9 protein-coding genes are annotated in these 12,319 nt (G+C 38.0%); 5 read left to right on the top strand and 4 right to left on the bottom strand.

The window, feature by feature from the left end; genetic code table 11:
• The first annotated feature begins 56 nt into the window (after positions 1 to 56).
• The 5 genes from HDE68_RS24660 (at position 57) to HDE68_RS24640 (ending at position 6,193) form a co-directional block, all read left to right on the top strand.
• Positions 57 to 659 carry a TetR/AcrR family transcriptional regulator gene (locus tag HDE68_RS24660; protein WP_183885089.1) on the top strand — a complete coding sequence of 201 codons (603 nt, stop codon included), beginning with the start codon at positions 57 to 59 and terminating at the stop codon, positions 657 to 659.
• 82 nt (positions 660 to 741) lie between these two features.
• Positions 742 to 1,179, top strand: a complete 438-nt coding sequence (locus HDE68_RS24655; protein ID WP_183885087.1) for a DoxX family protein — start codon at positions 742 to 744, stop codon at positions 1,177 to 1,179.
• A 58-nt stretch (positions 1,180 to 1,237) separates the two neighbouring features.
• Positions 1,238 to 1,840: a hypothetical protein gene (locus tag HDE68_RS24650; protein WP_183885085.1), complete on the top strand. Its 603-nt coding sequence runs from the start codon at positions 1,238 to 1,240 to the stop codon at positions 1,838 to 1,840.
• A gap of 83 nt (positions 1,841 to 1,923) precedes the next feature.
• Positions 1,924 to 4,365, top strand: coding sequence for a PIG-L family deacetylase (locus HDE68_RS24645; RefSeq protein ID WP_183885083.1), 2,442 nt, complete (start codon positions 1,924 to 1,926; stop codon positions 4,363 to 4,365).
• A 127-nt stretch (positions 4,366 to 4,492) separates the two neighbouring features.
• Positions 4,493 to 6,193, top strand: a complete 1,701-nt coding sequence (locus tag HDE68_RS24640) for a sodium:solute symporter (RefSeq protein WP_183885081.1) — start codon at positions 4,493 to 4,495, stop codon at positions 6,191 to 6,193.
• Here the strand turns inward: HDE68_RS24640 and HDE68_RS24635 are convergent.
• The 4 genes from HDE68_RS24635 to HDE68_RS24620 form a co-directional block, all read right to left on the bottom strand.
• Positions 6,190 to 8,217, bottom strand: a complete 2,028-nt coding sequence (locus HDE68_RS24635) for a tetratricopeptide repeat-containing sensor histidine kinase (RefSeq protein ID WP_183885079.1) — start codon at positions 8,215 to 8,217, stop codon at positions 6,190 to 6,192. The two genes, HDE68_RS24640 and HDE68_RS24635, sit on opposite strands and share 4 nt — an antisense overlap.
• A 286-nt stretch (positions 8,218 to 8,503) precedes the next feature.
• On the bottom strand, positions 8,504 to 10,249 hold the full coding sequence (locus HDE68_RS24630; protein ID WP_183885077.1) for an OmpA family protein: 1,746 nt from the start codon (positions 10,247 to 10,249) through the stop codon (positions 8,504 to 8,506).
• A 28-nt stretch (positions 10,250 to 10,277) separates the two neighbouring features.
• Positions 10,278 to 11,303: a type IX secretion system membrane protein PorP/SprF gene (locus HDE68_RS24625; RefSeq protein ID WP_260171862.1), complete on the bottom strand. Its 1,026-nt coding sequence runs from the start codon at positions 11,301 to 11,303 to the stop codon at positions 10,278 to 10,280.
• Between the two features lie 58 nt (positions 11,304 to 11,361).
• On the bottom strand, positions 11,362 to 12,319 hold a 958-nt coding region (locus HDE68_RS24620), incomplete at its 5' end, for a gliding motility-associated C-terminal domain-containing protein (RefSeq protein WP_183885075.1).

The raw sequence follows: 12,319 nt of genomic DNA, 5'->3' as shown, positions 1-12,319 counted from the left end.
CTGAATGATATAGTAATAGGCTTATATTTGCTAACAGTGTTAACTTATTGGTGTAAATGGGAATATTAGAACGTAAAATGCGTCACAAAGAGGAGATCCGTACAGGAATCCTTGGGGCTGCATGGCATATGGTTGTAACAGATGGCTGGCAGTCTTTATCCATCCGGAAAATTGCTGATGCTATAGAGTATAGTATTCCTGTAATTTACAATCACTTTGAAAATAAAGAGGCTATACTACTTGAATTTTCGAAAGAAGGGTATCAAAAATTGGCCGTCTCATTGGATAATGCAAGAAAAACAGTTACTTCACCTACTCAGCAGCTTGAAGTTATGGCTGTTGCTTACTGGGATTTTGCTTTTGAAAATAAAGAATATTATCAATTGATGTTCGGTTTGGGAATTCCTGCCTGCGAAATGATTAATCAAATCACTGAGATCAAAGAAATGACAGGTATTCTGCTTTCTACAATAAAAGATGCCCTGATACAGGCGAAAAATGAAGAAGCCGATTATTTTTTAAAATACCATGGCTACTGGTCAATTCTGCATGGTCTTGTTTCTATACAAATGATAGAGAACAGCGGTAAAACAGATACTTTTAAAAAGATGATTCTTAAGGACGCCATCAGTGGCTTTTGTAAATCTCTGGCTTTATAAAAAGCACGGGCTTTGTTCAGCATTTTAAGAAAAATATTTAATTTCTTACATTTACTCTGAACTTTAAAAATTACATAGCCCGATGAACAGATTATTTAATACGAATTACAACCATAGCGGCCTTGATTTTGTACTGCTGATTTTACGGATTGGTATTGCAGGATTGATGCTTTCTCATGGAATAGGTAAACTTGAAATGCTGCTTGCTGGTGGTGAAATAAAGTTTATGGATCCTATTGGTCTTGGAGATACTGCAACCTTAGCTTTAGCGGTTTTTGCAGAGGTAGTTTGTTCCGTGTTAGTTCTTCTGGGGCTTGCCTTGCGTTTAGCCGTTATACCTTTAATCGTAACTATGCTTGTGGCAATTTTCATCGCCCATGGCAATGACGGTTTGAAAGAAAAGGAACTGGCAATCCATTATTTGCTAACTTATATCGTACTGATTTTTGCCGGTGGCGGAAGATTTAGTATTGATAGTATCATCAGCCGTAAGTCTGCAAGAGCAAGAAGAAGTTATTAAGAGCAGGCAATAATTCCATATTAAACCGTTATTAGGAAAGAATACTAAAGATATACATATGAAGAAGATACTATTGGTTTGCCTGACGGTGATTACAGTGATGGGATGTGGCGTGAATAAACAAGCGCAGCAAATCAAAGCACTTGAGAATTGTAAATATAAAATTGTTTCAGCTGAGAATCTTTCAGTAGCAGGGGCAGATGTAAAAAAAATAATCAGTGGTCAGGATCTTAACCTGGCGAGCTTACCAGCTTTAGCATTTGGTTTATTAAGAAGAGATGTTCCATTCCGTGCAAGATTGAATATGGAAATTTCTAACCCATCGGGAATCCTTGCTGCAATCAACCAGTTTGAATATAAAATATTGATTAATAAGCAAGAACTTGCCAATGGTTTTGTTAATCAACAGGTAATTATCCCGGCAGGTCAGTCTGTTGTTGTACCGGTAGATCTTAATGTGAACGTTTATCAGTTTATTTCAAACGAGAAAGTAATGTCAGAGATTTCAGATTTTCTGCGTGGAGGTGCTAATGGTGGTGCTGAAAGAAAAGGGCTGGTAACACTTAAAATCAGACCAAGTATTATGGTAGGAGGCGTTCTTGTTAAATATCCTGGATTCATTAGCATTGATAAAGAGGTAAGCAGCAAAATTTTGTTGTAAACAGTATTGTTACCAATATTTAACAATAAATAAGCTGGTACCGAGGGTTATTTTAATTATTTTCGACAATTGATCTAACCACCATGAAGTATCGTTTATCTTTTCTTTGTTTATTGTCCTTTGTCCCGTTTTTTAGTCAGGCCCAGCAGGCAGAATTAAACGCTGCGGAAATCAGACAGGGATTAGCCGGTTTGAATGTTACTGGCAGTGTATTATATATTGCTGCACATCCTGACGATGAAAATACACGTTTGTTAGCCTACCTTGCTAAAGAGAGAAAGGTACGAACGGGGTATTTATCATTGACCAGGGGAGATGGCGGACAGAATTTAATTGGTACAGAGCAAGGAGAATTACTAGGATTGATCCGCACACAGGAACTTTTAGCTGCCAGGCGGATGGATGGTGCAGAACAATTTTTTACCCGTGCAAATGACTTTGGCTTCTCTAAAAATTCGGCTGAGAGTTTTAAAATATGGAATAAAGAACAGATCCTTTCCGATGTGGTATGGGTTATCCGTAAATTTCAGCCAGATGTAATTATCACCCGCTTTCCAGAAGATGCACGTGCAGGACATGGTCATCATGCCGCTTCTGCAATTCTTGCCAGAGAAGCTTTTACTGCCGCGGCAGACCCTAAACGTTTTCCTGAACAGCTTAAATATGTGAAAATCTGGCAGGCTAAAAGGATCGTATGGAATACCTTTAATTTTGGGTCTACCAATACGACTGCCGATGATCAGCTCAAAGTAGATGTAGGTGTCTTTAATCCGTTATTGGGTAAGAGTTATGGGGAAATTGCAGCAGAAAGCCGCTCAAATCATAAAAGTCAGGGATTTGGATCTCCAAAACAACGTGGTGCTGCAATAGAATTCTTTAGCCCTGTTGGCGGGCAAGCTGCAAAAACAGACCTTTTTGACGGTATCAATCTGAACCTTGACAGAAATCCAGCAACAGAGAGGGCGCAGTTGATGCTCAATGAAATCAATGCCGGTTATGATCCTTCGGATCCTTCAAAATCTATCAATGCTTTATTGCAATTAAAAGAAGAAGTCAAAAATCTATCTTTTAAACATCAGCAGCTGGATGAACTGATTCTTGCCTGTGCAGGTATATGGATAGAAACTACTGTAGCTGAACCTTCTTATGCAATCAATGATTCTATTCCTGTTACGGTGAATGCGATATCCAGGGTAAGAAAATATTTTCCTGTAAGGATCTCTCTGGAAGAGCTCAGTTCGGGATATACCCAGGAACTGATACCTGACCATATGGTTTCTCAAAACCTGAAAATTTCTGCGCGTCAGCTTGGTCTTACACAACCTTACTGGCTGGAGAAAAAACATCCGATTGGAAGTTATATTATTGATTCGTTAGCGAATTTGGGATTACCTGAAGCTCCGGCTCCTCGTGCAGGTGTATTCAGAGTGATTTTTGGTAACCAGTATATTGATGTTACCCGCCCATTGGTGTATAAACATACCGATCCTGTAAAAGGAGAGTTATATCAGCCTTTGGTTGTTGCACCTCCGGTTACAGCTACAATGACGGAACATTCTTTTGTTTTCACAAACAATTCCCCTAAAACAATTACTGTACAGCTGAAAAGCTTTAAAGCAGGGGCTAAAGGAATTCTTCAACCGTCGGTTCCTGCCGGATGGAAGGTTTCACCTGAAAAGATTGATTTTAATCTCCTGAATAAAGTAGAAGAACAAAATATGGAGTTTGTAGTTACTCCTGCTGGCCAGGTTAATGAAGGACAGTTTTCTTTATCCTTAAAAGTTGATGGGGAGACTTACCAAAAAGGTTTGAAAGTAATTGGTTATGATCATATACCTGTACAGACTTTATTCCCACTGGCAGAGGCACGTGTTGAAAGAGTTGATTTAAAATTTGCAGGTAAAAAAATAGGTTATATCGCAGGCGCCGGAGACTTAATTCCTGAGTCATTAACACAGATAGGCTACCAGGTTACCAGGTTAAGTGAAAAGCAGGTCATCAACGGAGATCTGTCTGGTTATGACGCGATTATTACTGGTGTCCGTTTATATAATATCAATGAACAAATAGGGTTGATGCAGCCTAAATTAATGAATTATGTTAAAAATGGAGGAGTTTTGCTTGTCCAGTACAATGTCAATTCACCTTTGAAAATTACGGATATCGGACCTTATCCTTTCCAGCTTACCCGTGACAGGGTAACTGAAGAAGATGCAAAGGTTAATTTCCTGGCTCCAAGTCACCCTTCATTAAACTTCCCGAATAAAATTACAGCAAAGGATTTTGACGGATGGATTCAGGAGCGTGGTTTGTATTTTGCGACAGGCATTGATTCACACTATACGCCTGTTTTACAGATGAATGATACGGGTGAAAGTGCGAGCAATGGTTCATTGTTAGTTGCTGATTATGGAAAAGGTAAGTTTGTATATACTTCTCTGGCCTTTTTCAGAGAGCTGCCTGCTGGTGTGCCTGGCGCATACAGATTATTTGTAAATCTGATTTCAAAAAGTACATCACAATAATGGAGTCCGGAAAACGAAATACAGAATTGCCGCCTTTTGTAAAGAGCTGGAAACAATTCTACCTGTTACTGGCAGGCTGGCTGGTATTTCTCATCCTTTGTTTTTACCTATTTACCCGATATTTTGAATGAGTTATATTGACTGGGCTGTTTTATGCTGCACACTGATTACAATTGTCGCTTATGGCGTCTATAAAAGCAGGGGTGCAAAAGACATTAATGGATATTTACTTGGAAACAGATCTTTACCATGGTATAGTGTTTGTCTATCTGTAATGGCTACTCAGGCCAGTGCGATTACCTTTTTATCTGCACCAGGTCTTGCTTATTCTTCAGGAATGAGTTTCGTACAGTTCTATTTCGGTTTGCCACTGGCGATGATTGTATTGTGCGTGACCTTTGTCCCTATTTTCCACCGGTTAAAAGTATATACGGCTTATGAGTACCTGGAACAGCGCTTTGATTTGAAAACAAGGGCATTGACAGCTTTTCTTTTTTTAATACAAAGAGGTTTGTCTACTGGGATTACAATTTATGCGCCTTCTATCATTCTTTCAACTATTCTGGATATTAACCCCACTTTTACCACACTTTTAATTGGTAGTATTGTCGTTGCTTATACTGTTTATGGTGGTACTAAAGCTGTTTCTTATACGCAGATGTTGCAAATGAGTATTATTTTTTGCGGATTATTTGCTGCGGGTATTATGGTCGTTCATTTGCTTCCTGGAGATATAGGGTTCAGCAAAGCTATTAGTATTGCCGGAAAAATGGGACGTACAAATGCGATTGACTTTAAGTTTGACTGGAATAATCCGTATACAGTCTGGAGCGGTTTAATTGGTGGTTTTTTTCTCCAGTTATCTTATTTTGGAACAGATCAGAGTCAGGTGGGCAGATACCTGACAGGTGCATCTGTTAGTCAGAGCCGTTTGGGTTTACTGATGAATGGACTGGTGAAAATCCCAATGCAGTTTATGATTCTTTTAATTGGGGTATTGGTTTTTACTTTTTATCAGTACAATAAACCGCCTGTATTCTTTAATAGTTTTGAATTGAATAAGCTGGAAAAGAGTAAATATAATCCTGAGCTTAACCGTTTGAAAAAGAATTATGAAAAAGCATTTGAAGAGAAACAGGCCGAGGTTAATAAATTAAACACAGCTTTAGAACAAGACAATAAATCTGTGATTGATCAGCAGAGAATTGCATTAAAGAAAGCAGATGAGCAAACAAAGGTTGTACGTAAACAGGTGACTGACCTAATGCTGGTCAATGATCCCGGTGCTGATGTCAATGATAATAATTATATATTTCTAAGCTTCGTAACTAAGTATTTGCCTAAAGGCCTGATAGGGTTATTAATTGCAATTATCTTTTTGGCTTCTATGGGATCTACTGCAAGTGCTTTAAATTCTCTGGCTTCGACCAGTGTGATTGACATTTATAAAAGATTAATTAATAAGAATGCAACAGAAGAAAACTATTTGAACGCGTCAAGATGGTCAACAGTAATCTGGGGCATAGTATGTATTGCAATGGCATTGTATGCGAGTAAAATAGGAAATCTGATCGAGGCTGTTAATATTCTGGGTTCTTATATTTACGGTACTATCCTGGGGGTATTTTTAGTAGCTTTTTATCTAAAACATGTGAATGGAAGAGCGGTATTTTATGCGGCTATTCTGACTGAGGTCATAGTCTGTATTTTAGGTTTTCAAAAAGTAGTAGCTTATTTATGGCTTAATGTAATCGGATGTTTACTGGTTGTATTGTTTTCATTGTTATTTGAGCAGGTACTCAAGAAGAAAGGGGCTGTGTCTTCTTAACTAAGCGGAAGTTCTACATAGAATGTCGATCCTTGAGTGGGTTCACTTTCTACCCAGATATGCCCTCCGTGATTCTCTATAATTTGTTTTGAAATAGCAAGTCCAAGTCCAAAAGGTTCTTCTCCAGCAGTACCTGATCTTTTTGCTTGTCCAAACATATCAAAGATCTTATGTTGAATAGCTTCAGGCACGCCAATACCATGATCCACTATAGCTATAAGCACAGAATTCTTTCGTTCTTCCATCTTTACTGTAATTGTGGCGAGTTCCGGGCTAAACTTAATCGCATTACCGAGGAGATTGCTCATCACCCTCCACATTTTTTCTGTGTTCAGGGAAATCGTTACATGTAATGCATACAGCATAATTTGCTGATTTTTTTCTTTTGCCTTGTGACTAAGCAGGTTTACACAATAATTTAGCAGGACATATAAGTCGACTGGTTCTTTTTGCAGTTTCTCTGCTTCGCTGTTTGCTTTTAGTAAATCATTGACCAGAAAAAGTGAGTTTTGTCCGGATGTTTTTATCATACCCAGCATTTCCAGGTCATCTTCAGACCGGTTATCTTCTTCAAGCATTAAATTGGCCACAGCGGTAATATTTCCAATTGGATTACGAAGGTCATGCGCGACAATCATCATCATCCTTACATTTTCCTCCTGACTTTGTTCCAGTGAATCCAGGGTTCGCTGCATATTTATATTCTGCTCACTGATCTGTTTGTTTAGCTTCCTGGATCGTTTTAAATTATCCCAGATAAAGAAAAGGATAATTATGATCATCAGCATACAGATGATTGCAGCAGATAGATAAGCGGTTTTTAACTGATTGTCTTTTCGCAGTAATGTCATCCGGTACTTTTGTGCCGTATCTCTGAATGCCTGATCTATGTCTACATTCTTCAGTTCTTTATCGACCTCGTAGATTGAATCACGCTCTTTATCATAATGCTGCAGATAGGGGTAGGCTATAAGCTTTTCCTTTCTTTTATTATGGTACTCATATTTGAGTTTAAACCACTTTAATCTCATATTGATATTCACCTGGTTTAAACCCGGCTTACTGGACAGATAGGTATGTAGTTCATTTAAAAGACGATCTGCTTCTTTGAAATCTGAATGATTAATATATAGTGCCGCTAGTTTTAATTTGGCCGTTTGTGCATCCCGGATATCATATCCGGGATGGTCATTAATTGATATACTTTGTGTCAGATAATTTACCGCTTGTCCATAATTATTTTTCTTCGCATAAATACCTCCCAGGTTCCCATATATAATACCATTTGCAGAAGATATAAAGGATTGCCTATGGGGGAAGAGACCTTTCCTGACCGCTATAAAATCAAGTGCTTTTTTGTAGTATATAATCGCACTGTCGGGTTGTCTGGATTTCTCAAAACACATTGCAATAGTATTAAGATAGGTTTGGGGAAAGATAAACAGATAGTCAAAGCCTGTAGTTGGTTTACAATCCTTATTCTCTTTTATTGCTTCTTTAAAGAATGGAATTGCTGTTTGATATTGTTCCTGACTAAATCTGACCAGTCCTAACTTATTGCTGAAAATGGATAGTGAACAGTTATCCAGATTTTTCTTTACAAAAGACTTTCCATCATCATATACCTTGAAAGCTTCAGTGTACCTTTTTTCTGCCATTAAAACTTCGCCCCTAAAAAAGAGGTTGTTGGCGTATTCATTTTTATAAATAGTTTCTTTGTTTTTTAAGAGTTGAAAGATACTGTCTGTATATAATTCGGCTTTATAGGTATCGATATCATCATGCAGATAGATATTAATCAGATTCTCATATTTCCTGTAAATATCATTAACACCAGGATTTGGAAAAATGCTATATGCTGAGTCCAAAAAAGATATTGCTTTTTTATAGTGGCCATTCCCGGTTAAAGTTGTTGTCTGATTGATGACGGTATCAAAGTGAGCCTGATGATTTGGGGGTTCTTCTATAGCCTGATGGCATGACATTAAAATTAAACTATAGATCAGCAACAAGAATATGAGCATATTTTGAGATGCTCCTCTATGATAATTATTAGATTGGCAGGGCATGAGATAGATAAATAGTTAATTTGCATTATAAAATGTTAAGAACAATATACAATTTTGATATGGTTCTTAACTCATGGTATTTATGTAATACATTAATCATTCCATTTGATCATATTCTTGAACCGGCTCTTTCAAGAATTAAGCTAATTCAATTATTGGATCTTTTTATATTAAAAAAGCCAGAGTGAATAACCTGGCTTTTATTTATGCTATGTTTTAGCAGACCGGAGATAGAATTGAACTAGATGCTTACGATTACAATTTCAGTTCTTCTGTTCACCTGATGTTCTTTTTCTGTACAGTTAATTCCATTTTTGCAGTCGTTTAACAGGTGAATTTTACCGTATCCCTTTGTCTTAAACCGTTGTGCAGAGACTCCTTTGCTAAGCAGGTAGGTTAAAGCAGTTTTTGCTCTTTTTTGAGAGAGCGCTATATTATAAGCAACTTTTCCTCTGGAATCGGTATAAGAAGAAAGGCGAATAGACATTTGAGGATATTTATGCATTAATCCTGCTAAACTATCTAATATAAGGCTGGCATCCGGTCTGATTTTAGATTGATCAAAATCATAATGAATAATGAATTTTTCTCCTTTTTTTGGTTTTTTTACCACCACTACGGGTATAACCGGTGAGATAACCGGAGGAGCAACTGGTTTTTCCGGAACAACCGGAAGTATAACTTGTTTATTGTAGGTGTAAATATCATCATCACCTGCACCACCTGGCCTGTTAGATGCAAAATAACCTGAGGTCTGATCTTTCATTACTAAATAGAAATCATCACCCTGAGAGTTTAGAGGAGTTCTCTGGTTTAAGGCAACTGACCATTGATCTTTTTGCCCCTGGCTACTGAAAATATCAAAACCACCCATGCCTGCATGCCCTTTACTGGAGAAATACAGAACATCTGCTGCTATAGTTGGAAATTCTTCATCTTCTGTTGTATTAATAACTGGTCCGCAGTTTTTAGGAGTTCCCCAGCTTCCATCACTTGCCTTTTCGCTATACCAGATATCTGTTTTCCCAATCCCACCTGGCATATCACTTGCGAAATATAAAATATTCCCGTCTTTACTCAGCGCAGCATGACCGACAGAGAAATTGGATGCACCATTAAAGGCAAAAGGCACAGGTGTTTGCCATTGTCCGTCTTTGAATCTGCTACTATATAATTCCAGACGTCTTGAACCATAAAAGTTGCGGACCTTATCTTTTTTATGTGGAATAGGATAAGTATTGGTGATTGTGAAATAAGCTGTTTGTTGATCCTCACTGAATACTACAGGGCCGGCATGGTACTTGAAATCATTAATTGTTTTGGAAAACTGTTTGATCGCTGACTGTTCACCAGCAGTATAAGTATATAGTTTTTGAAAACTTCTGCCTGTGCGGTTATAAATGTTTTTATTGGGCTTATCTTTTTTATCAAACAGGGTGTAACGTAAAGAATCAGAAGTGAAAATTATAGTATTATCTCTGCCTGGAACTGCTCCCCATTCCGAAGAAGGAGTATTGACAGCCTTGAGGTTGCTGATATGATCTGACGTAGGTTTGCTTAACCAAACTGCTGCGGAATCGCTACCTGCAACTCTTGCGGTTACATCTATTATCCCTTTTTGTTTATAAAGTGAATAGATTTCTTTTGCTTTAGTATAGTTTCCTGTGCTTTTCAGCATATCTCCATAATTCAGATAGGAGATGGGATTTGCATCACTTCGTGTGATAATCAATTTATATAATTCTGCAGATTTCTGATAATTATTTATTCCGAGATAACTCGACGCCAGTTTTTCCAGTAAAACAGTTTTTACATTTTTCCTTTTAACCAGTCTTTCATAAAAAGGGATAGCCAGTTTGTATTCATACCGGTCGTAATGTTCATCGGCTATTTTCAGGATCGGTTTCTGGTCCTGAGCATTTACAGTTAAACTGGAGATGATCACAATTAATGATAATCCGCTATAATATCTTATAATTCTATACATGTATTCTGAATTAAATTGATCCTTTTGATTAGAAATAACGAGGACTGCTTATCCTTTCTCCTCTTCTCTTGTTGAATAATAAATATCCAATAGATATTTCATGTGTTCCACTTTGATAATTGGCGAGTTTACTGGTTGTAAAGTCGTAAGCATAACCTAATCGTAATCTGTCTGTTGCCATAAGTTCTATCATCACACTCATGGCATCTGCATTCTCTAAATTGCTCTGCAAGTTACTTTTGGTCCATAATTTAACTCCTGTGCGATAAGAACCACCCAGCCAGAGGCGTTCACCAAATAAGAAGAAAGCGTTGAAGTCAATATTGGTAGGACCTTTGAAATCATCTTTCAGCATGATTGAAGGTTTCAGCTTGATATCCGTCGATAGATTGAGCATGGTGCCGGCAGTAAAATAATAATGACGGGTTTTCTTAATAGAAAGATTGCCATAGTTATTACTTCCTATAAAGATATTATCATACATATTATTTGGAAACAGGTCCAGCACAGATATCCCGGCATAAAATGTTGGGTTATAATAGAAAACACCAAAATTTGCATTAGGCTTTAAGGTACTTACTTTACCGGTCGGAATATTCGGGTCATTCTGATCAATAGGTGCAAATTTATTTCCATCAATAGAATACTGATTGATGCCAATACCTAAACCTAAGGATAGTCTGCTATCGTCGGCAGCATTTAATCTTATCCTATAAGCATAAGAACCATAGAAAGATAAGGATTGCTGGGGGCCCAATTTATCCCATAATACCTGGGCACCTAATCCTACAGTTTTACTGCCGGATAAATTTGCAACACCATCAATGGATGCTGTCCCGGTTTCCGGGGCTCCGGGAAAACTGACCCATTGTTTTCTGTAAGTCGTATTCAGAAACATGTCTTCCTTGTAACCCGCATAGGCAGGGTTAACACTTAAACCATTAAATATATACTGACTAAACTGTATATCCTGTTGCGCAGTGGCTACCAGGCTGGAAGTTGTAAAGAACAACAGTAAAAACAGTTTCGATCTCATTAATCTAACCTTTCTCATAATATAAGTCTTTTATAAGAGTCCCGGGGGGATTACCGGGACTCGATCTATTGTTCTGTTATTTTAATAATTCAATCCAACCTTTATAGCTTTTGGTGCTCTGGCCTGTTTTAATTTGAAGTACATAATAATAAGTACCTCCGCTTAAGCCATCACCCGTCCAGCTATTGTCATAATTAGTAGCGCTGTAAACCTGGTTACCCCATCTGTTATAAATAAAGAGTACAGATCCTGGATAATGTTCAATTCCGACGATAACAAACCTGTCATTTTTACCATCACCATCTGGTGTAATTACGTTTGGAATGATAATGTCAGGCAGAACTGAATTGATTGGATCGGTTGTACAATTAGGACAGATCGAAGAATTAGGGTTATTCGTTCTGCTACTTACGGCTACTGTATTCGTTAAACTACCTGTGAAATTAACTGGTGTCTGAACGGTGACTTCGTAAACTGCTGTCAATCCGTTTGGTATAACAGCTATGGTTTCATTGAGGTCTGTTGTTCCACCAATATTAGGGTAGGTCAAACCGGTTACAGGTATAGCAGACCATTTTGTAATCGTAGTTCCCACAGGAGCTTTATCCCTGATATTAACGTCCAGTGCATCATTTGGCCCGCTGTTGGTCACTTTAATGGTGTAAACTACTGCATCTCCTGCGATGAAGTTTTTCTGAGCAGGATCTTTCAGTGTTTTTACAACAGTCAGTGCTGCTTGAGGGCTTGAGCTGATTGGCGCAGTTGTACAGGTAGTACAAGGGCCTGGGGTAGGGTCAGGAGTTGTACTGGTTGCTGTTACCGAGTTGCTCAGAGTACCTGTGAAGGTTGTTGGTGTCTGAACGGTTACTTCATAGGTAGCAGTTTTTCCGTTACCTAAAGTAATCAGTGTTTCGTTCAGGTTGCCAGTACCCGAAGCATTCGGATAAGTTACCCCTGCAGAAGTTATCGCAGTCCAGCTGCTAATGGTTGTTCCTGTAGGAGCAGTATCAGCGATATTAACTGCTGCTGCATCA

Origin of the sequence: Pedobacter cryoconitis (assembly GCF_014200605.1) — a bacterium.
Lineage (GTDB): Bacteria > Bacteroidota > Bacteroidia > Sphingobacteriales > Sphingobacteriaceae > Pedobacter > Pedobacter cryoconitis_B.
The sequence above is the reverse complement of the archived record's forward strand: the minus strand, read 5'-3'. Positions and strand labels throughout refer to the sequence as shown.